Origin of the sequence: Pseudomonas cyclaminis (assembly GCF_015163715.1) — a bacterium.
Classification (GTDB): Bacteria; Pseudomonadota; Gammaproteobacteria; order Pseudomonadales; family Pseudomonadaceae; genus Aquipseudomonas; species Aquipseudomonas cyclaminis.
In genome coordinates this window covers 16,133-37,415 of sequence record NZ_JADDUM010000112.1, presented here as the reverse complement: position 1 = coordinate 37,415, position 21,283 = coordinate 16,133, and the positions used below count along the sequence as shown (strand labels likewise).

The following is a 21,283-nucleotide window of genomic DNA, read 5'->3' as shown; positions in this document are numbered from 1 at the left end:
ACGCCGAAGCGTCTATTTCGCTATCCCCAGCGCCCTATGGACATCTGTGGATCAATACTTGGAGCGGGAAACGAGACTCGAACTCGCGACCCCGACCTTGGCAAGGTCGTGCTCTACCAACTGAGCTATTCCCGCTTGGTGATGCGCATTCTATAGAATCCTGAGCACCCGTCAACCTCTTGATTCAAAAAAGTTTTATTTCTTTTCAACCTCGGTGCGCAGATGCGGCCAGGCGGCGCGCAGGTACTGGAGCATCGACCACAGGGTCAAGCCGGCGGCGATGAGCAGCAAGGCGTAGCCCAGAAGGACCCAGAAGGAGAAGTCAGACGGGTTGGCCAGCAGGATGACCAGCGCGAGCATCTGCGCGGCGGTTTTCCATTTGCCCATGTTGGACACGGCGACATGGGCGCGGGCGCCGATTTCGGCCATCCATTCGCGCAGCGCCGAGACGACGATCTCGCGGCCGATGATCACGGCGGCCGGCAGGGTCAGCCACAGGTTGCCGTGCTCCTGCACCAGCAGGACCAGGGCGACGGCCACCATGAGTTTGTCGGCCACAGGGTCCAGGAAGGCGCCGAAGGGCGTGCTCTGTTCCAGGCGGCGGGCCAGGTAGCCGTCGAGCCAGTCGGTGGCGGCCGCAAAGGCGAACACTGAACTGGAGGCCAGGTAGCTCCATTCGTACGGCAAATAGAACAGCAAAATGAAAATCGGGATAAGCAGGACGCGTAGAACGGTGATCAGATTAGGGATATTCATCGGCACAACTGGCTACGAGGTGGAAAGGCATTCTATTCGCTGTGCAGATTCGCATAAATCAGCTCAGCGAGCTTTTTACTGATACCGGGTGCTTTGGCTATCTCGTCAATGCTGGCACGGGACAGCTCCTGCAAGCCACCAAAATGTTTAAGCAAGTCGCGACGTCGCGTCGGGCCGACCCCTGCCACCCCTTCCAGGGTTGAGGTTCGCCGGGTTTTGCCGCGGCGGGCGCGGTGGCCGGTAATGGCGAAACGGTGGGCTTCGTCGCGAATTTGTTGGATCAAATGCAGCGCGGGCGAATCGCCCTTCAAAGTGAACTCATGGGCGGCATCATTCAAGTACAACGTCTCGAAACCGGCCTTGCGCGTGGCGCCCTTGGCCACGCCCAGCAGGATCAGATCAGGTACCGCCAGCTCGTTGAGCACGTCGCGGGCCATGGACAGCTGGCCCTTGCCGCCATCGACCAGGAGGATATCTGGCAACTTGCCCTCCCCGTCCTTCAACTTACTGAAGCGGCGCGTGAGCGCCTGATGCATGGCGGCGTAGTCGTCGCCGGGGGTCACGCCTTCGATGTTGTAGCGCCGATAGTCGGACTTGATTGGCCCTTCCGGCCCGAACACAACGCAGGAGGCTACGGTGGCCTCGCCGCTGGAGTGGCTGATGTCGTAGCACTCCAGGCGCTGTGGCGGCTCGTCCAGATTAAGGACTTCGGCCAGGGCGTCGAAACGTGCGGCCACATGCTGTCGATTAGCCAGACGTGCGCTCAGGGCTTGCTCGGCGTTGGTCACCGCCAGTTGCTGCCAGCGCGCTCGGGTGCCGCGTACACGGTGGCTGATGTCCAGCTCCCGGCCGCGAAGTTCATGGATCGCTTCGATCAAGGTGGGGAAGTCTTCGTGCACCACATTGACGATCAGCTCCGACGGCAGGTCGCGCTCAGGGCTGCTCACATAGTACTGGCCCAGGAAAGCGGCCATGACTTCGGCCACTTCCTCGTCGATGCCGGTCTGCGGGAAGAAATTCTTGCTGCCCAGCACTCGCCCGCCGCGCACGCTGATCAGGTGTACACAGGCGCCGCCTGGGTTGACGAAGGCCGCAATCACGTCCACATCGCCAGTGCCACCTTCCATGCTTTGCTGGTCCTGGACACGGCGCAGCAAGGAGATCTGGTCGCGCAACTCCGCTGCCTGCTCAAAATCCAGGGTACTGGCCGCCTGCTCCATGGCCGTGGAAAGCTCGTCGGTCAGCGCGTTGCTGCGTCCTTCGAGGAACATCACCGAATGGCGCACATCCTCGGCGTACTCCTGCGGCTCCACCAGGCCCACGCAAGGCGCCTTGCAACGTTTGATCTGGTATTGCAGGCAAGGCCGCGTGCGGTTCTTGAAGAAGCTGTCTTCACACTGGCGCACAAAAAAGGTTTTTTGCAGCAGGCTCAGGCTTTCACGGATCGCCCCGGCGCTGGGATAAGGCCCGAAGTACTTGCCCTTCGCCTTCTTCGCCCCACGGTGAATGCTCAGGCGTGGGAAGTTACCGTCGGATAAAAACACGTAGGGGTAGGATTTATCGTCACGCAGCAGGATATTGTAAGGCGGCCGCCATTCCTTGATCAGGGTCTGCTCAAGCAGCAGCGCCTCGGTTTCATTGGCGGTGATGGTGGTTTCGACCTGGGCGATACGCGCCACCAGGGCGGCGGTTTTCGGCGCGAGACCGCTCTTGCGAAAGTAGCTCGCCAGACGGTTCTTCAGGTTCTTGGCTTTGCCGACGTAAAGCAGGCGTGCCTCGCTGTCGAACATGCGGTACACGCCGGGGCGGCCACTGCAGGTTGAGAGAAAGGCACTCGGATCAAACGGTGTGGTCATGTCAGGCGCTGGCGTCCACCATACCGTGGCGCACCGCGAGCAGGGTCAATTCAACATCACTGCTGATAGCGAGCTTCTCGAAAATGCGATAGCGGTAGGTGTTGACGGTCTTGGGTGACAGGCACAGTTTGTCGGAGATCGTCTGGACCTTCTGGCAACCGACGATCATCAAGGCAATCTGGATTTCCCGCTCTGACAGCGTATCAAATGGCGAGTCGCTGACAGGCTGGAAGGACTTGATAGCCAATTGCTGGGCAATCTGCGGGCTGATGTAGCGCTGGCCGGCAAACACCAGGCGAATGGCCTGGACCATTTCCGCCAGGCCAGCCCCTTTAGTGAGGTAACCCGCAGCGCCTGCCTGCAGCAGACGTGTCGGAAACGGATCTTCCTCGCACACGGTCACCACCACGACTTTGATGTCCGGATGGCTGCGCAGCAATTTGGTCGTTGCACCAAGACCGCCGATCCCAGGCATCTTGACGTCCATCAACACCACATCGGGTTTCAACTCCCGGGCCTTGATCAGGGATTCCTCCCCTGACTCAGCCTGGCCGACTACTTGCAGGCCATCGATGTCAGCCAGCATTCGTGTAATGCCTGTACGAACGAGATCATGGTCATCGACTACTAGCACCCTAATCAAGCAGACACCTCGCGAAATGGTCTTATAGGTTGCTGAACACCTTAGCAAAAAACCAAGGCGCAGACCTAGTTGCACGCGTCATATATATGGAGTTTGGTTAAACGACAGCCACCCGCCGGCAGGCGGGTGGCTTGATTTGCTGGGCGAAGCGTCAGGAATCCTGGGGCTGCGGCTTGGCTTTTCCGTTCATCGCGGATGAATGCTCGGCCAGGGTCGAGGTCAGGCGACGGATCGCTGCCTGGTCCTCCTTGAACATTGCGCGGTAGTCCCCAAGCACCTTCTCTTCAATCTGGCTCAGGTTTTCCAATTGAATCGGCGTGGCCACGCCGGTCAACACATACAGCACGTCCACGCCTCTTTCGGCGACCCGCGACAGGTAGTCCGCTTTAGGTGCCCGCCCTCCACTTTCGTATTTGCCTTGTGCGTTGGCCTCAACGCCTCCTATTTCACCAAATACTTTTTGCGACAAGCCAAGTCGCTCTCTCTCTTGCCTCAAACGCGAACCGATTCCACTCATTTGGATGTATGATCCTATCTGGCACACCCCAAGAGGTGACACACTCATCTCTTGGTTAAACAAACTTGAACGGTTTTGAACTATGCCCGGAATCCGTACTGCCGCACAAGCCAAGGCCTGGCTGGAACACCAAGGAAAATCAGTTCAAGCGTTCGCTCGAGAACATGGCGTCGATCCGGCAACCACCTATCAAGTGCTCGCTGGGCGCAAAAAGGGACGACGTGGAGAGGCCCATAAGGTAGCGGTCCTTCTGGGCATGAAAGAGGGGATTATCCTTTCTGAGGCTGATGGCCAAAACAACGATCAGGAAGTCGACTCCTGAGACCAGTATGCGCCTATTAGGATTCAACGCATTGTTTAGCTACAAACACGTTCCATGCGCCAGAAGCAGTCTTCTTCACCCACGATATTGAACCCCATACGCAAATAGAGCGTTTTGGCCGGATTCGTTTTGAACACGGTCAGACGCAAGAGGCCAAGCCTCTGTGCCTTGAGCGCCATCTGCCCCAACACCCAAGTCCCGGCGCCGATCCCGCGACATTGTTCGAGCATATGCAACTCGCGAATGTAGAGCGCACGGCTATCTCGACTCAGGCTCACGAACCCCAGCACGGCGTCGTCACGGCAGATCAACCAGTTTTCCCGACCGGCCCAGGCGGTGTCGAAGCCATCGTTGGACCACCACAGCCCGTACTGCACGTAATAGCGGGCCATGGCTTCGTGGGTCAGCGCTCGTGCAAAGGGCAGGTGCTGATCCGTCGCCGCACGTAGGTGAAAAACCATTTAGAGGGCCATCACTTGGCTAGCCCAACCGTCGCCGTCGCGACGGGCGATCAACAGTGCATCTCCCAGCCCAGGCACAGCCGCAAGCAAATCGCCATCGGCGGCCCAGATCGCACTGCGACCGGCGCAGGCCCAGCCACCCGAAGAGCCGCCATGGTTGGCCATCAACACCACCAGGCCATGTTCAGCAGCGTAGCCTTGGAGCAGCGCACTGTCCGTTGCGTAACCGCCCCCACTGATCAACACACCGGCGGCATACACCGTGGCACCCGATTGGGCCGCAGCACGTGGATGGCCGGCGTGGGAAAAGTCCGCACATACCGCCAGTGCAACGCGGTCATTCCCGAACTCAAGGGCCGCACCGCCCTGCCCTGGGACAAACGCGGCTTCTTCGCCATCATGCAGATGCTGTTTGGTGTAGACCGCCAGGGAGCCATCTGCGCCCAACACCAGCGCACCGATCAACACACCCGTCTCTGGCGCCAGTCGGATCGGCATTCCCACCACCGCTGTCAGCCGCAGCTCCTGTGCCATTTCACGCAGGGGCGCCAGCAGCCGGGCCTCTGGCGCGATCGCCAACTCAGCCGCCAGCGACGGCTCATAGCCCGTCAATGACAGCTCGGGGAACACCAGCAATTGCACACCCTGCTGCGCCGCAGCGCGCATGAATTCCAGGTGTCGTTCGATATTGGCCGGCACATCGCCCGCAATGGAAATGGATTGAGCAGCAGCAAGGGTGAAGGCAGTCATGGTCGCGTCCAAGCAATCAATATCTAAGTGTTACCAGCATATCGGCACTCACCCCATAGCCGTAAGTACCCCACCGCAATAGAAATTACTGATTGAATCTCCCTGCGTGCCTCTAGTAAGCTCCCCCCATCATTTGGAGACACACCATGTCGCAACTCACCCACACTCAGGTTTGCCCTGCTGCCAGCGCCCAGCGCTCGGTGTCGGCTACCCGTGTGAACGGTTTGAGCGCACTGGTCAGCTCTTATTTTGGGTATTGGTTTAGCCACTGGCGCGCCTGATACCTGAAATCGGCGCCCACTACTCAAGGGGTCGCCTACCAGAGAAATCTAACCCCCGGTCGGCTCCCCGACCGGGGGTTTTGTTTTTCAGGTCCCTACACACTTTTCAGTTTGATCAAGAACACTTAAAGGAATCACGACATGAACTACGCCACTTATTACCGCTACGACACTTGCACTGCATGGCGATTTAGCAAGCTCCGTTCGGGACAGCCTGCCGCCTCCGATCGGTCACCAATGGGTGGCAAGCCAACACACGTAGCCGATACGGCCAATTGTCGAACACCCCAGTAGGCCAAGCGCGCGGGAACAGCCCGCCGCTTGCCCAGGAAATCTTGAATATGAACTCCTCCGTCGCCGCTCTGCCTGTTTCAAACCTGACCAGCGCCAATGAAGCCCTGACTCAGCGCCTGCCCAGTTCGCTCGAGCTCAAGCACCAGCTCCCTCTCAGCCCGTTCCTCAACGAACAGATCCACGCCCATCGCCAAGCCGTGCGCGCCATCCTCAATGGCGAAGATTCACGTTTGCTGGTAATTGTCGGCCCGTGCTCGATCCATGACCCGGAATCGGCCATGGAATACGCCCGGAACCTGAAGAAACTGGCCCTTGAGGTCAGCGACCAGATGTTGCTGGTGATCCGCGCCTACGTCGAGAAACCGCGTACCACCATCGGCTGGAAAGGCCTGGCCTACGACCCGCACCTGGATGGCAGCGATGACATGGCTGCTGGCCTGACCCTGTCCCGCGAACTGATGCGCGAAATGCTGCGCCTGGGCCTGCCGGTCGCCACCGAGCTGTTGCAACCCATGGCCGCCGGCTACTTCGATGACCTGCTCAGTTGGGTGGCAATTGGCGCACGTACCACGGAATCGCAGATCCACCGCGAAATGGCCAGCGGCCTGGGCATGCCCGTGGGCTTCAAGAACGGCACCGACGGCGGCGTCGCGATTGCGTGTGACGCCATGCGCTCGGCATCCCACCCGCACCGCCATTTCGGCGTCGACAGCCAGGGCCACCCGGCCATCATCCAGACCCCAGGCAACCCTGATACCCACCTGGTGCTGCGCGGCGGCCACAGGGGACCGAACTACGATGCCCAGAGCGTGGCCGAGGTGAAACACGATCTCGCCAAGTCCAAGGTGATGCCACGGATCATGGTCGATTGCAGCCACGCCAACAGCAGCAAGGACCCACTGCGTCAGCCAGCTGTGTTCAACGACGTGCTGGAGCAGCGCTTGAAGGGTGACACCTCGCTGATCGGCATGATGCTCGAAAGCCATCTGTTCGAAGGCTGCCAGCCATTGAGCCCATCGATGAAATACGGTGTGTCCGTGACCGACGGCTGCCTGGGCTGGGCCGCAACCGAGCAGTTGTTACGCAAGGCTGCCGAGCGCCTGCGCGCTTAAGAGTGATCGTTCAAGGCGCTGCTACAGCGGGTACAGCGCCTCAAGACCCCGCCCCACACGCTTGCCATTCGTGATTTTCAGTCAAGAGTCCTTTTCGGATTCGGCTGTGTTTGCGAAGCAACGACGCGGGGATACTTGACTCCATTGCCTACAGCCCTAATGGAGTTACTGATGTCTATCCCTACGCAAAAAGTCCCCGCCTTCGGCCTCGGCACCTTTCGCCTGCAAGGCCAGGTGGTGATCGATTCCGTCAGCACCGGCCTGGAACTGGGCTACCGCGTCATCGACACCGCGCAGATCTACGAGAACGAAGCGGATGTCGGCCAGGCCATCGCCGACAGCGGCATCCCACGGGACGAGCTGTTTATCACCAGCAAGATCTGGATCGCCAACTTTGCCGAAGGCCAACTGATCCCAAGCCTCAAGGAAAGCCTGCGCAAGCTCAAGACCGACTACCTGGACCTGACCCTGATCCACTGGCCATCGCCGGAAGACCAGGTCCCCGTCGCCGAATTCATGGGGCAATTGCTGGAAGCCAAACGCCTGGGCCTCACGCGCCAGATCGGCATTTCCAACTTCACCATCGACCTGATGAAGCAGGCCATTGCGGCTGTGGGCGCCGAGCACATCGCGACCAACCAGATCGAACTGCACCCCTACCTGCAAAACCAGCATGTCGTGGATTTTGCCACCGCCAACGGTATCCAGATCACCTCGTACATGACCCTGGCCTACGGTGAAGTGCTCAAGGACCCGGTGATCCAGCAGATCGCCGAGCGCCATCAAGCCACCCCGGCGCAAGTGACGCTGGCCTGGGCCATGCAGCTGGGGTATGCGGTCATCCCGTCGTCAACCAAGCGCGCCAACCTGCAAAGCAACCTCAAGGCCGTGCAACTGACCTTGAGCGCCGCCGACATGGCGCAAATTGCCGGGCTGGAGCGCGGCCACCGCTTGACCAGCCCCAAGGGCATCGCGCCGAAGTGGGACTAAACCCCCGCTACCCGTGTGCGTGATAATTCACGCAGCCAGGGCAACACCCGCAGGCCGGCAGAGGCCTCGGGTGGGTCGATAATGTCCATGAAGTGTTCAAGATTGACGTTGTCCGGCACGCCGGGCAGCCGTACCAGCACCGCCGGTGTTACGCCGGGGGCTGCCCCCACATCCAGGTGATCGTAGACCAATACATGACGCACCTGGGGTTGGGGCCCACAGGCATGAGTTGTCAGCCCCGCGTTGATGATCAGCACGTCAAAGGGCTCGGCTGGGATGGCCGTCAGTATCTGGACCTCTTCGAAGGTTTGTACCGGCACGATCCGGTGGTACCCCAACTGATTGAGCATTTTCTCGACGTACAACCGTTGCAGGTGTTGTTCATCAGCAATCAGGATGGTCAGTGCTTTGTTCGGCATGGCAAACCCCTGGGCAGGCAGCGCTCGTCAGTGAGCGTCGCCCATTTTCCAGACATATCCCGAAGACAAAATCAGGCATGTTCCCCCTTCGTGTAGGAGTTCTCCCAAATCAACCGAATGGCCATCCACCTCAGTCAAGCCTGATTGCCGTACCGACTCAGGCTGTGATGCAACTGTTCGATGGCCACGTCCAACGCCTCGACCGCAGCGCCCAACTCACGGCTGTCACGCCGCTCACACACCTCTTCCAACGTCTCGCAGCAAGTGATCAACGCCTGGGCCTTGACCAGGCGAGCCCCGCCTTTGACACGATGAGCCAAGTCATGAAGCTTGGCGATATCGTCCTGGCCGTTCAGCGCCGACAACTGCCTGCGATCCTCGGCAAGACTGTCGAGCAACGGCAACAGCAGCTCGTCGAGGGCAGCGTTATCACCCTGCGTCAGTATGAGCAGCGGGCTTAAATCAAATACCGGTGAGCCTTCATCCGCTACGGTTTCGGCGGTACGTGATGCCAAGGCCAATCTCAGGTCGTCAAGCCCGGTAGGCTTGAACAGGCAACCATCCATACCTGCTTGCCGGCAACGTTCGGCCTCCTGCGGCTGGGCATTGGCGGTAAACCCCAGTAACAGGCACGGTTTCAACCCATGGTCGCGCTCATGGGCGCGAATATCACGTGCCAGCGCATAACCGTCCTTCAAAGGCATATTGCAATCGGTGATCACGCCATCAAACCGCCCGGCCTGCCACAGTGCAAACCCCTGGATACCATCCTCGGCCGTGTTGATGCGATGCCCCAGAAAACTCAGTTGCCGTGCCAGCAGCAGGCGGTTGGCCGGATAGTCATCCACCACCAGGATATTCAACACGCCAGCCGGTGGAAGTTTGGCAGTCTCTGCCCTGGCCGATGCCTGCGTGGTGGTGGTCAGTGCCACGGCCACGTCAACCCGTGTGCCCTTGCCCAGCACACTGGTCAAGTGCAGTTGACCGCCCATCATCTCGCACAGGTCCCGGCTGATCACTAACCCCAGGCCCGAACCGCTGCGCGCCGACTGCCCGTTGTTGTTGCCCTGGATAAAGGGGTTGAACAAACGCTGCTGATCTTCGGCGCTGATACCTATGCCTGAGTCCTCGACCCACAAGCGCAGGTTCAACGGGTCGCCAGCCACTACCGGTGCACACTGGGCGCCCAGGCGCACTTGGCCGGCGTTGGTGAACTTGATCGCGTTCCCCAGCACATTGGACACCACTTGCTTCAAGCGCAGCGGGTCGACCAACACCACCCTGTCGATCAACGGGTCAAGCTCCACCTGCAGCACCAGGCCTTTGTCCCGCGCCAACCCTTCGAATACCCGCGCCACAGAGGCCAGCAGTTCATGCAGGTTGGCCGGCTCCAGGCTCAGGGACAGGTGGCCGGATTCGATCCGCGCAATATCGAGAATATCGCCGATCAACTCCAGCATGCTCCGGGATGCCACCGACGCAACCTCCAGCGCATCGCGGTCGGCCCTGCCGTGTTCGGCGTTTTTCAGGGCCAACTCGATCATGCCGATCACCGCATTCATAGGCGTACGGATCTCGTGACTCATGGTCGCCAGGAAGGTGGTCTTGGCGCGGTTGGCGGCGTCAGCCTCCTCCTTGGCCTCCTGCAGTTCGCCCAACAACCGCTGGCGCTCGCTGACATCCACCCAGCCGGCAATCATGCCCACGACACTGCCATGGCTATCACGGTACGGGAGCATCCACTGGTAAATGGTCAGCACACCACCGGCAGGTAACTTGAGCACGCGGTCATGGATCTGCGGCTCGCCCTCCGCCATCAAGCGCAAGTAATCAGCATGGAACGACTGGGCCTGGGGCGGGTTACCCGTGTCGATTTCCACCACGGTCTTACCGATGACGTCTTCCAGTTTGAAACCAAACACATCGAGATAGGCATTATTGCAGGCCATCAAGCGACCCTGGCGGTCGCGCACATAAATCGGGTGCGGCGTGCCATCGATCAGCACACCCATGAACCGCATCTGGTCGCTCAAGGCGCGCTCGGCCTGAGCGCGCTTGCGAATCAGATTGCGCAGATAGAACACCCAGCCCAGGGTGACCAACAACAGCAAGGCGGCCAGGCCAAACCCTTGGATAATCACATTGCGATGGCGTATCCAGTAGCTGTCTTCGAGGATGATTTCACTGCGCCAGTGATTGGTCAGTTCGTCCATCTCTTCCGGGGAAATACTCAGCAACGCCTTGTCGAGGATCGAGTACAACTCTAATTGGCTGCGACTGACCCCAAGGGTAAAACGCGCAGGCTCCCTACCGACGGTACTGGTGATGCGCAGGCGCTCACGGTAATGGCGCGCGATCATGTAGCGCGCACTGATCAGCGAAATGGCTGTCGCCTGGACACTGCCCTTGGCCACCAACTCCATGGCCTGTTCAGGACTCTCGACGTCAACATACTCAATGCCGGGGTAGTCCCGGGCGATCTGCGCAATCAGGCTGGTACCGCGAATAACCGCCAGGCGCTTGCCGGGCATGTCTTCCAGGGTAACCAGATGCTCGTCGTCGGCCCGTACGACCAACACATAGGGATTGGACAGGTACGGCCGGGTAAAGCGAATTTTCTCGGACCGCTCGACGCTCGGGGTGACGACCGCCAGCATGTCTACGCGACCTGAACTTGCCTGCTCAATCAGCTTGGGCAGTGAACTGCCGCGCTCCACATCAAACTTCAAGCCCGTGCGCAAGCTGATGCGCGTCAGCACCTCAGCGCTCAACCCTTCGAATTGCTCTTGCTCGTTGAAAAAAGACAACGGCACGAATTTTTCGGGAACCGCCACTTTCACCCGTGGGTGTTTCTCCAGCCAGCGCCGTTCACTTTCGCTCAAGCGCAACTGATCGGCCTCCAGGAAGCCGCTGCCACCGGCACTCCAACGGCGCAGGACTTCCATCTGCTGGCTGGCCGGGACAGCGGCCAGCGCGACGTTGACGATGTTCAACAGGCGCCGATTATCTTTGGCGAAGGCAAATCCGAAAGGATTGACTTCCAACGCAGAAAAGTCCGCCATGCGCACGTTATTGAGGTGGTTCTTGTTGATCAGGTAGCGGGCACTGATGGCATCGCCCAGGTAGACATCCGCCTGGCCGAACGCGACGGCCCCGATGGCTTCGAAGGTCGAGGCAAACAAAAGCAACTGCGCCTGGGGGTAGAAGGCCTGGACGGCGTCGGGCGGCATGTAGTGGTAGAGCATCGCCACGCGCTTGCCTGCAAGATCGGCCGTAAGCGTGTGGCTTTCCCCCGCACGCGCTACCAGTGCAGGTTGGTCATTGGCGTAAGAACGGGACAGCACCAACTCAGGTCGGCCGCCTCATACCCATTGGCCGACCCCACAAAATCCACGGCGCCGGTCTTGAGGGCCTCGATCACCTCGTCGCGAGTGTCGTAACGCCGCACCTCAATGGTGATGTTCAACGCCTGGGCGATCAGCGCTGCATAGTCGGCGGTAATGCCCTCCAGCTCATCGTTGTTGTTACTCAGATCAAAGGGCGCGTAGTCGGGCGCCGACACCCCCATCGACAACGTGCGCAGGGTGCGCAGCCAATACCAATCGGCTTCGTCCAGCACCACCGGCGGCCCTTCAAGGGTGGAGTGGCCCAGCAGCCGCAGGTTGTGCGGCTCATCCAGGGCCATCGCCCCACAGGGCACCAGCCCCACCAGCAGTATGGCCACGTACCTCGACAGACGGGTGGCGATCATTTCAGATCAGATGATTGCGCTGAGCGAACTTGGACAGGTGCACCACCGATGACATCCGCAATTTCTCCTTGAGGCGCGTCTTGTAGGTACTGATAGTCTTGTGGCTCAACAGCATGTCCTCGGCGATTTCCTTGTTACCCAGGCCCAGCGCCAGCTTTTGCAGCACGGTCAACTCGCGGTCAGATAACGCCTCCACCAGTTCCTGCTCAGTGGATTGCAAGTCGTCGCGCCGCACCGAGCTGGTGGGCAGGCTGGGAAAGCAGCTGTAGCCGGATCTGATCGCCCTGATCGCCTTTTGCAACTCATCGAGCTCGCCGGTCTTGGCGACAAACCCCATCGCCCCAGCGCGCATACAACGGGTGGAAAAAAACACCGCCAGGTACGAGGTCAGCACCAGGATTTTGCAGGGCAACTCAAGCGCCTTGATCCGGCTGATCACCTCCAGCCCGCCGAGTTTAGGCATCGCCAGGTCGAGAATGACCAGGTCCGGACGTGCTTCGCGCGCGATCTGCATGGCGTCGGCACCGTTACCCGCCTCGTAGATGCTATCGAAGCCTTCCTGCTTCAACAGGTACCTGACGGTGGCGCGTATAAAAGGGTGATCGTCCACAATTAAAGCTTTGTTGCTCATAAGACTCCCCGGAGAAGATCAGTACGCTTACATATCACGCGAGACCCAACTACCTGTGAAAAGTAACAGTTCCGACAAACGGTACTGATTACTCTGTACGACACTTCAGGCAGAACAGGCCCCTCCTTTGAAAAATATAGTCACTACGTGTAGAGCGACGCCTTGATTCCTGAGCAGACGCAAGCGCGCAACCTTATCAACCGTGGGTTATTCCAAATGAAGGGATGCTCCCGATTACTCGTAGGACTTTTCCTCAATAACGCAAAACCAGGTATCCAGAACTACTCGGTCGTACTCGGGCTCCAGAAGGCCTGCACCACCAGGCTCGACCTGCAAATCCGTGCGACCAGGGCGTCCAGTTCGTCACCGTCCACAGAGGTCACCGCCAATGTGGCTTCGATTTCCACCTCTTCGGTACCGAACGGGCGCACATCGACATCGCTGGCCGGGTAATTGCAGCGTGCCAATTCGGCTTCCAACAGCGCCAATACCGCGGTTTGCTGGGTGCGCCGGGCGATCACATAGAGGATGTTGGTGACCTCCGCGGACACCACATCCAGCGGCTGGCGGTTGATGTTATTGACGATGGGCCGCAACAAGGTATTGGCCGCCAGCACAAACAGCGTGCCCAGCAACGCTTCAAGCACCAGATCGGCACCGGCGCAGGCCCCTACCGCCGCCGACGCCCACAGCGTGGCGGCGGTGTTGAGCCCACGCACATTGCCTTCTTCGCGCATGATTACGCCGGCGCCGAGAAAGCCAATGCCCGATACCACATACGCGACCACCCGCACCGCGCCTTCCGCGCCACCGAGGCGGTTGGCCATGTCGACAAATATCGCCGCCCCCACCGCCACCAGCACATTGGTACGCAGGCCTGCCGTGCGTTGGCGGTACTGGCGCTCGAAGCCGATCAGGCCGCCGAGGATAAACGCAGCGGTGAGGCTGACCAGGGTGTCGATCAGGGAATCGAGGTTGATGTTGTTGATTGCTTGCATAGGAAATCGTCCCTGCTCATTGCCAGCCAAATTTACGGATGTAGTAGCCCTTCACCGCCTGGGTCAGCGCCATGTACGCCAGCAGAATCAACGGCAAGAACACAAAGTACAGCGACGGCAGCGCCTGCAGTTTGAAGTAGTGCGCCAGCGGCCCCATCGGCAGGAAAATCCCCACCGCCATGATCACGCCCGTCATCACCATCAACGGCATCGCCGCACGGCTTTGCAGGAACGGGATTTTCGGGGTGCGGATCATGTGCACGATCAGCGTCTGGGTCAGCAGCCCCACCACAAACCAGCCCGACTGGAACAGCGTCTGATGGTCTGGCGTGTTGGCATCGAATACGTACCACATGAGTGCGAACGTGGTGATGTCAAAGATTGAACTGATCGGCCCGAAAAACAGCATGAAGCGCCCCACATCCCCCGGCTGCCAGCGCTGTGGCTTGGCCAGCATCTCGTCATCGACGTTGTCGAACGGGATTGCGATCTGGGAAATGTCATACAGCAGGTTCTGCACCAGCAGGTGCATCGGCAACATCGGCAGAAACGGGATAAACGCACTCGCCACCAACACCGAGAACACATTGCCGAAGTTGGAACTGGCGGTCATCTTGATGTACTTGAGCATGTTGGCGAAGGTGCGACGGCCTTCCAGCACGCCCTCTTCCAGGATCATCAGGCTCTTTTCCAGCAGGATGATGTCGGCCGCTTCCTTGGCGATGTCCACCGCGCTGTCCACCGAAATGCCGATGTCCGCCGTGCGCAGCGCCGGCGCGTCATTGATGCCGTCGCCCATAAAGCCCACCACATGCCCGTTGGCCTTGAGCAGGCGCACGATGCGCTCCTTGTGGCTGGGCGTGAGTTTGGCGAACACATTGGTGACCTCCACGGCCTTGGCCAACTCGGCGTCGGTCATGTCCTCGACGTCGTTACCCATCAACAGGCCCTGTTGCTCCAGGCCCACTTCGCGGCAGATCTTGGCCGTAACCAGTTCGTTATCACCGGTCAGCACTTTGACCGCAACGCCATGGGCCTTCAGGGCTTTCAGTGCAGGCGCGGTGCTTTCCTTGGGCGGGTCGAGGAAGGCCACGTAGCCGATCAATGTCAGGTTGTTTTCATCCGCCAGGCTGTAGGTGTCGCGCCCCGGCGCCATCGGTTGCGCGGCCACGGCCACCACACGCAGGCCTTCCTCATTGAACGCGGCGGTCACTTGGCGAATACGCGCCAGCAACTCGTCGGTGAGCGCTTCGTTGGTGTCGCCGTGGCGCACGCTGTTGCACACCGAGAGGATCTCTTCCACGGCGCCCTTGCAGATCAGCAGATGTGGCAAGCCCTGCTCGGCCACGACCACCGACATGCGGCGGCGATTGAAGTCGAATGGAATCTCATCGACCTTGTGGAAGGCGGTGCCGACTTTCAGCTCGCGATGCACTTCCACATGCTCCAGCACCGCCACGTCCAGCAGGTTTTTCAGGCCGGTCTGGTAGTAGCTGTTGAGGTAGGCCATTTCCAATACGTCGTCGGATTCTTCGCCCCACACGTCCACATGGCGTGCCAGAAAAATCCTGTCCTGGGTCAGGGTGCCGGTCTTGTCGGTGCACAGCACGTCCATGGCGCCGAAGTTCTGGATCGCGTCCAGACGCTTGACGATGACCTTCTTGCGCGACAAAAACACCGCGCCCTTGGCCAGGGTGGACGTAACGATCATCGGCAGCATTTCCGGGGTCAGGCCCACGGCAATCGACAGCGCAAACAGCAGCGCTTCGGTCCAGTCGCCCTTGGTGAAGCCGTTGATGAACAGCACCAGCGGCGCCATCACAAACATGAAGCGGATCAGCAACCAGCTGACTTTATTCACGCCATGCTGGAACGAAGTGGTGGCACGGTCAGTGGCCGTCACGCGTTGCGCCAACGCACCGAAATACGTGCTGTTGCCGGTGGTCAGGATCACCGCCGTCGCCGCACCGGACACCACGTTGGTGCCCATGAACAGGATGTTGTCCAGGTCCAGGGGGTTGCGGGTGTGGGCGTCCTGCTGCTGGGCAAATTTCTCCACCGGCATTGATTCACCGGTCATCGCCGCCTGGCTTACGAACAGGTCCTTGGCACTGAGCACGCGGCAATCGGCGGGGATCATATCGCCAGCCGACAGCACGATCAGGTCGCCGGGCACCAACTGCTTGATCGGCAACTCGATGCGCTTGGCAGCATCGCGACGCAGCACCGTGGCAGTGTTGCTGACCATGGCTTTCAAGGCGTCGGCGGCCTTGTTCGACTTGGCCTCCTGCCAGAAGCGCAGCAGCGTCGAGAGCACCACCATGGAGAAAATCACCGTGGCAGCCTTCATGTCTTCGGTCAGCCAGGAGATCACCGCGAGCAAGGTCAGCAGCAGGTTGAACGGGTTTTTGTAGCAGTGCCACAGGTGCACCCACCACGGCAACGGCTGCTCGTGCTCGACTTCATTGAGGCCGTATTGCGCACGCAGCGCATCGGCTTCCTGGGAATTCAAACCTTCGGCATGGCTGACCAACGTACCGAGCAATTGCACGGTGCTGCTGTTGGCCGCGACTACCAGGGTTTGCGCCAGGGTCGGCGGCACTTCGCGGCTGACGCTGGCGTCGGTGACGGTTTCGAGCATGGCCAGGCGACGGAAGTGCCGGGCAATGTGCCGGGTCCGCAGGAAGCCGGCGAAGAACTCTTTCAACAGAGTGAGGTTCATGGTGTTACTCCTGCGCGAGGAAAAAACCGTCGTGCAGGTACTGCCCATCCGCACCGTGCCTGTCGGACAGGCACAGCCGGCTTGGCCCGCCCGCCGAAAAAGGCAGGCACGTCCGTAGCATCCCGAGGTTACTCAGGTGCTGGTCAGCGTCGATGAAAGAGGATCGGGACAGGGCCAGGACTGGCCGCTGCCTTGATGCCGCTTCTCGCTTTGATGGCGAGACAACGGCATCGGATAAATGCGCGTTACCTTGCCAAGCCTGTGCCGGTTACCGAAACCGGCCGACTACTGTCACTCGAACAAGTACCCACTGAGGGTCTCCGCTATTGATGAAAACGCGCGAAGCTTACGCCCCGATTTCAGGAGAGTAAACCGTAGGAAAGTTTCCGTATGGTGAATAAGAAGATTCTTCAGGAGGGGTTCAGGAACTGGCTTCTGGACACGCAGACGATCAAATGTGGGGGGCTGTCTTATCGAATGGTCACACCGCCGCGACAGCCATAGGTATCCACACAATTTTAAAATTCAAAAGCCTCCCTGTGGCGAATGGGCTGTTGTCTAGGGGGCGCCTGGTCGATCCCGCTCAACCAACGCCAGGTAGTCCTCAACTCTCCCACCCGCCAACGTCTTGATCTGAATCGACACCCTGTTAACCTGCCGCCCCATCGCAACCCCGTCACGGGTGCGCACCGGTACATACCCAAGCCTGGGCCAGAAGCGCTCGGCGCGGGTATTGCCCACCACCACCGTCAGCCGCAGCCACTGGGCGCCTTTCTCTATCGCCCAGCGCTCAAGGTCAGCATGCAGGTGCTGCGCAAGGCCGCTGCCATGCCAGCGCGAACCGACCAGCAGCAGGCCGATATGCCATACCCCCTGCGCGAGCAAATCCACCGCGATATTCACCACGGCGACCAGTTGCCCGTGCGCCCCGCGATATCCCAGCCAGTAGATCCGGCTGCAATGCCAGCCCGGTGGAAGTTGGTTTTGCAACTCGTCGTGCGCTTCGGTTGGCGTGGCCGGCTCGCCGTTGACCGCGATGAAGTAATCCGGCGCCTGCTCGAAAAAATGCTGCAGCTCGGCCTCATCGCCGGCACCCAGTTCACCTACATGAACGTCCCTGATGGTGCACGTGATATCCATATCGTTTGGTTCCCTTCAATCATCCCGCGTCAGCACTTCCAGCAACTCGATCTCAAAGCGCAGATTGCTGTGGGGCGTGATGTGCGCGCCCATCGACCGCTCGCCATACGCCAGGTGCGCCGGCACGTATAAGGTGCGCACACCACCGACCTGCATGCCCATCAGGCCTTGATCCCAACCTTTGATGACGCGCCCGGTGCCGATCACACACTGGAACGGTTTGCCCCGTTCCCAGGACGAATCGAACACCGTGCCATCTTCCAGGGTGCCGGTGTATTGAGTGGTGATCAGCGCGCCCTTCACCACGGCTTTGCCGTCGCCCTGGCGGATGTCGGTGATCTGGAGTTCGTCGTGATTCATGGGGTTCTCGTTGAAGGCGTAAAGGCTGGGGTTTTCCCAGAATCGGTGGGGTTTGGCAAGTGTAGGAAAAGTTGGAGCAGCGACATTTCCCTTTGACTTGCGGGACGTTTCCAAGAGAATCCCAACCGCTTGCGCCGCTCAAATCGGGTGGCTAGTCTTCGCCGGTCACTGCCAATTCAGTGATTCGGACCTTCGCTTATTTCAGGAGCTACCTGACACCCCAAGCAGAAGCGCCCGATGTTCTCCGGCCTGCGCATCACCTCTTATGGACAGCCAACCCTCCCGGTTGTATTCCCCAAAGAGGTCACCCGTCATGAACCCATCCATAAGCCCTGTCCGTGTCGCTGTCGTGCAATTCGATCCCCAGGTGGGGATTGACCACCGCCGCGCAAACCTGCGCCTTAGCCTGGAGCTGGCAGCGCAGGCCGCCAACGGTGGCGCCAAATTGATCGTGTTGCCGGAGCTTTCAAACTGCGGCTATTTCTTTGCTGACCGCCAGGATGCCTTCGCCCACGCCGAAGCGGTCCCAGGGGGACCTAGCGTAAAAGCATGGGTCGACTTTGCCTGCAAGCATCAGGTTTATCTGGTGGCTGGTCTCAACGAAGTCGATGAAATGCAATTGTTCAACACTGCCGTGCTGCTAGGCCCGAACGGTATGATCGGAAAGTACCGCAAGGCTCATCTGTGGAACCTGGAGAAGTTATGGTTCACCCCCGGAAATACCGGTTTTCCAGTCTTCGACACGCCCATCGGCCGCATCGGGATGCTGATCTGCTGGGACATATGGTTTCCCGAAGTGCCGCGCATTCTCGGTCAGCAAGGTGCCGATATTATTTGCAGTTTGAACAACTGGGTCTGGACGCCTCCCCCACTGTTCGACGAAGCGGGCAAGTGCATGGCGTCTTACCTGACGATGACGGCGGCACACGTCAATAACGTATTTATCGCCGCCGCAAGCCGAATCGGCCAGGAACGTGATGCGCGTTACCTGGGATGCTCACTGGTTGCAGGCACCAACGGTTGGCCGATCGGCAAGGTGGCATCCGCCGATCGGCAAGAGGTGCTGTTTGCGGATGTCGACCTGAGCAAAGCACGCAGTGCGCCGATCTGGAACAACCTGAACGACTTGCAACGGGATCGACGTGCGGATCTGTACGATCAAATGCTGGGATACACCCGGCACCACGCGCTGCCTCGTTAAAACCAACATGCCTGCGTGGCTTGTTGTGGTTGCTGCTCGCGCTCGGCTGCGCAGCAGCCCCATCAAGGATCAAGCTCAGCCAGCAGGGTCTTCCCGCCCTGCAGCAGCCCTAACACCTGCGCCACATCGTTAACGGCGCCTACAGTGCCCACGTCTTCTGGGGTGGCAGCGCCGTCGACCACCGCCTTCAAGGCCTTCAAGAACGCAACTCTGCCCCAATCGACCTTGTCGGACTTGCTCAACGTTGGCGAGATACGCAGCAGCGCAGCGGATATTTCCTTCGCAAGGTAATCGCGAAACTCAGGCTTATTCATTGTCAGCTTCCTTCTTCAATCATGGCCGGACAGCAACAGACTACGAATACCACCACGCCTTGCCTACTGTCAGGGTTCACAGGTCTATACCAGTCAGCATGCCGGCACAAAGGGCTAGCCCTGGCTCAAATGCACCCCCAATCGCGTGCATTCATACCTCCCCCCGACCGCATTTTCTTTGCACTATCCAGCCCCCCGGCTGTCGGAGTTTGCATGCGCTTTCCCAGGGAGACACCATGAGCCAGGACGTCCTTGCCAAAGAAACCAACCGCCGCCAACTGCAGCAGATCATCTCCGGGCTCTCCGATGGGATCATCCTCGCGGAAGTCGACCAGACCATCCTGTGGGCCAACGAAGCCGCGCTGACCATGCACGGCGTGGATGACGTGCAGGCACTGGGCGCCAACACTCAAGCCTATGCTGAGCGTTTTGCCCTGCGGTACCGCAACAATCATCCCGTACAGCTGGATAACTACCCCTTGGCCCGTGCGGCGGCCGGCGATGAATTCAGCGATGTGGTGGTGGAAGTCACGCCCACCGCCGAGCCGGATAAAACCTGGGTGCACCGCCTGCGCAGTCTGGTGATCAGCGACTCTCACGGCGAGCCGGAGCTGCTGGTGTTGATCCTCAGTGACGCCACCGAATGGGCCAGCGCCGAGCAGCGCTTCGAAAAAACCTTCAACGCCAACCCCGCGCCTGCGGTGATCTGCCGCTTGAGCGACTTGCGCTACATCAAGGTCAACCAGGGCTTCCTGGAGATGACCGGTTACAACCGCGACCAGGTCATCGGCAAATCAGTGTATGAATTGGACGTGCTGGAGCAGGCCGAGCGCAAAGACCTGGCTATCCAGCGCCTGGGCGAAGGCGCGACGATCCCGCAGATGCAGGCCGAACTCAAACTGCCCGACGGCGGCAGCAAATTGGTGATCGTCGCCGGCCAGCCGCTGGACATGAACGAAGAAGACTGCATGCTGTTTTCGTTCACCGATCTGGAGCCGCGACGCAAGGCCGAAGTGGCCCTGCGCCAAAGTGAGGAACGCTTTGCCAAGTCGTTCCGCCTCACGCCGGTGCCCACGCTGGTGTGCAATGCCGCCAATCGCCAGGTGGTGGACGTCAACGAAGCCTTTATGAGTATCACGGGCTATATCAGCGAAGAGCTGATCGGCAAATCCATCGAAGATATCGACTTTATCGACAGCCCCCAGGCGGGCACGCAGTTGTTCACCACCCTGGAGAAAGCGGGCAACCTCGACGGCCAGGATCTCAAGGTACGCAAAAAAGGCAACGAGGTGATCGACTGCGTGGTGTCCGCCGATACCGTGATCATCGAGGACGTGCCCTGCTACCTGCTGGTGCTGATGAACATCACCGAACGCAAGCGCTCGGAGCTGGAATTGGTAGCGGCCATCGAGGAAGTGATGCAGGACGCGTCCTGGTTCAGCCAGACCCTCATCGAGAAGCTGGCCAACGCCAAGAGCGTCAACAGCCCCAACCTGCCGAATATCAGCTTCACCGACCTCACCGCCCGTGAGCGCGATGTGCTGGGGCTGATCTGCGAAGGCCTGGCCGACAAAGAGATCGCCTCACGTCTGAAACTGGCGCCCAACACCGTGCGCAATCACGTGGCTACGGTGTACTCCAAGCTGGGGGTGCACAGCCGCAGCGCGGCCATCGTTTGGGCCCGTGAACGCGGGCTGTTTGCGGGGGAACTGCGGCTGAAAAACAAACCCTGACAGTGCAAATGCACTAGTGCCGCTAGTGCGAA

At 59.7% G+C, this 21,283-nt stretch carries 18 protein-coding genes, 1 tRNA gene and 1 pseudogene; 5 read left to right on the top strand and 15 right to left on the bottom strand.

Annotated elements, in window-relative coordinates; all coding sequences use genetic code 11:
* Positions 1 to 59: 59 nt before the first annotated feature.
* The 5 genes from IQK56_RS15470 to IQK56_RS15450 form a co-directional block, all read right to left on the bottom strand.
* A tRNA-Gly gene (locus IQK56_RS15470) sits at positions 60 to 135 on the bottom strand.
* A 60-nt stretch (positions 136 to 195) separates the two neighbouring features.
* A complete protein-coding gene (gene pgsA, locus IQK56_RS15465; protein WP_088423414.1) occupies positions 196 to 756 on the bottom strand; it encodes a CDP-diacylglycerol--glycerol-3-phosphate 3-phosphatidyltransferase in 561 nt (186 codons plus the stop codon).
* A 32-nt stretch (positions 757 to 788) separates the two neighbouring features.
* Positions 789 to 2,612, bottom strand: a complete 1,824-nt coding sequence (uvrC, locus tag IQK56_RS15460) for an excinuclease ABC subunit UvrC (RefSeq protein ID WP_122306863.1) — start codon at positions 2,610 to 2,612, stop codon at positions 789 to 791.
* A gap of 1 nt (position 2,613) precedes the next feature.
* Positions 2,614 to 3,255, bottom strand: coding sequence for a response regulator transcription factor GacA (gene gacA, locus IQK56_RS15455; protein WP_099585067.1), 642 nt, complete (start codon positions 3,253 to 3,255; stop codon positions 2,614 to 2,616).
* A 151-nt stretch (positions 3,256 to 3,406) separates the two neighbouring features.
* Entirely contained in the window at positions 3,407 to 3,772 is a 366-nt protein-coding gene (locus IQK56_RS15450) for a helix-turn-helix domain-containing protein (protein ID WP_099585068.1), read from the bottom strand.
* An 82-nt stretch (positions 3,773 to 3,854) separates the two neighbouring features.
* On the opposite strand from IQK56_RS15450, the gene IQK56_RS15445 reads away from it, so the two are divergent.
* Entirely contained in the window at positions 3,855 to 4,094 is a 240-nt protein-coding gene (locus IQK56_RS15445) for a DNA-binding protein (RefSeq protein ID WP_034097254.1), read from the top strand.
* A gap of 35 nt (positions 4,095 to 4,129) precedes the next feature.
* On the opposite strand, the gene IQK56_RS15440 is transcribed toward IQK56_RS15445, so the two are convergent.
* Both IQK56_RS15440 and IQK56_RS15435 read right to left on the bottom strand, forming a co-directional pair.
* On the bottom strand, positions 4,130 to 4,555 hold the full coding sequence (locus tag IQK56_RS15440) for a GNAT family N-acetyltransferase (RefSeq protein ID WP_122306860.1): 426 nt from the start codon (positions 4,553 to 4,555) through the stop codon (positions 4,130 to 4,132).
* The gene (locus IQK56_RS15435; RefSeq protein ID WP_193863889.1) at positions 4,556 to 5,305 is read right to left on the bottom strand and encodes a carbon-nitrogen hydrolase family protein; all 750 of its coding nucleotides are present in this window, start codon (positions 5,303 to 5,305) and stop codon (positions 4,556 to 4,558) included.
* Between the two features lie 622 nt (positions 5,306 to 5,927).
* Between IQK56_RS15435 and IQK56_RS15430 the strand changes: the two genes are divergently transcribed.
* Together IQK56_RS15430 and dkgB are read left to right on the top strand one after the other, a co-directional pair.
* On the top strand, positions 5,928 to 6,992 hold the full coding sequence (locus tag IQK56_RS15430; protein ID WP_122306858.1) for a 3-deoxy-7-phosphoheptulonate synthase: 1,065 nt from the start codon (positions 5,928 to 5,930) through the stop codon (positions 6,990 to 6,992).
* Between the two features lie 171 nt (positions 6,993 to 7,163).
* Positions 7,164 to 7,982, top strand: a complete 819-nt coding sequence (gene dkgB / locus IQK56_RS15425) for a 2,5-didehydrogluconate reductase DkgB (protein WP_193863890.1) — start codon at positions 7,164 to 7,166, stop codon at positions 7,980 to 7,982.
* Here dkgB and IQK56_RS15420 read toward each other — a convergent pair.
* The 7 genes and pseudogenes from IQK56_RS15420 to IQK56_RS15390 all read right to left on the bottom strand — a co-directional run bounded on the left by IQK56_RS15420 (position 7,979) and on the right by IQK56_RS15390 (position 18,003).
* Positions 7,979 to 8,401, bottom strand: coding sequence for an ANTAR domain-containing protein (locus IQK56_RS15420; protein WP_122306856.1), 423 nt, complete (start codon positions 8,399 to 8,401; stop codon positions 7,979 to 7,981). The genes dkgB and IQK56_RS15420 overlap by 4 nt on opposite strands.
* A gap of 134 nt (positions 8,402 to 8,535) precedes the next feature.
* Positions 8,536 to 12,152 (bottom strand): annotated as a pseudogene (locus tag IQK56_RS15415) (transporter substrate-binding domain-containing protein).
* Between the two features lies 1 nt (position 12,153).
* The gene (locus IQK56_RS15410) at positions 12,154 to 12,783 is read right to left on the bottom strand and encodes a response regulator transcription factor (protein ID WP_122306854.1); all 630 of its coding nucleotides are present in this window, start codon (positions 12,781 to 12,783) and stop codon (positions 12,154 to 12,156) included.
* Between the two features lie 281 nt (positions 12,784 to 13,064).
* The gene (locus IQK56_RS15405; protein WP_122306853.1) at positions 13,065 to 13,781 is read right to left on the bottom strand and encodes an MgtC/SapB family protein; all 717 of its coding nucleotides are present in this window, start codon (positions 13,779 to 13,781) and stop codon (positions 13,065 to 13,067) included.
* 16 nt (positions 13,782 to 13,797) lie between these two features.
* Entirely contained in the window at positions 13,798 to 16,503 is a 2,706-nt protein-coding gene (mgtA, locus tag IQK56_RS15400; RefSeq protein ID WP_193863891.1) for a magnesium-translocating P-type ATPase, read from the bottom strand.
* A 558-nt stretch (positions 16,504 to 17,061) separates the two neighbouring features.
* On the bottom strand, positions 17,062 to 17,643 hold the full coding sequence (locus IQK56_RS15395) for a GNAT family N-acetyltransferase (RefSeq protein ID WP_193863892.1): 582 nt from the start codon (positions 17,641 to 17,643) through the stop codon (positions 17,062 to 17,064).
* A 15-nt stretch (positions 17,644 to 17,658) separates the two neighbouring features.
* Positions 17,659 to 18,003, bottom strand: a complete 345-nt coding sequence (locus IQK56_RS15390; RefSeq protein ID WP_122306850.1) for an FKBP-type peptidyl-prolyl cis-trans isomerase — start codon at positions 18,001 to 18,003, stop codon at positions 17,659 to 17,661.
* 313 nt (positions 18,004 to 18,316) lie between these two features.
* On the opposite strand from IQK56_RS15390, the gene IQK56_RS15385 reads away from it, so the two are divergent.
* Complete coding sequence (locus IQK56_RS15385; RefSeq protein WP_150762160.1) at positions 18,317 to 19,204, top strand: nitrilase family protein; 888 nt, start codon at positions 18,317 to 18,319, stop codon at positions 19,202 to 19,204.
* Between the two features lie 62 nt (positions 19,205 to 19,266).
* On the opposite strand, the gene IQK56_RS15380 is transcribed toward IQK56_RS15385, so the two are convergent.
* Complete coding sequence (locus IQK56_RS15380; RefSeq protein ID WP_150762159.1) at positions 19,267 to 19,518, bottom strand: hypothetical protein; 252 nt, start codon at positions 19,516 to 19,518, stop codon at positions 19,267 to 19,269.
* A 236-nt stretch (positions 19,519 to 19,754) separates the two neighbouring features.
* On the opposite strand from IQK56_RS15380, the gene IQK56_RS15375 reads away from it, so the two are divergent.
* The gene (locus tag IQK56_RS15375) at positions 19,755 to 21,251 is read left to right on the top strand and encodes a PAS domain S-box protein (protein WP_150762158.1); all 1,497 of its coding nucleotides are present in this window, start codon (positions 19,755 to 19,757) and stop codon (positions 21,249 to 21,251) included.
* The last annotated feature ends 32 nt before the right edge of the window (positions 21,252 to 21,283 follow it).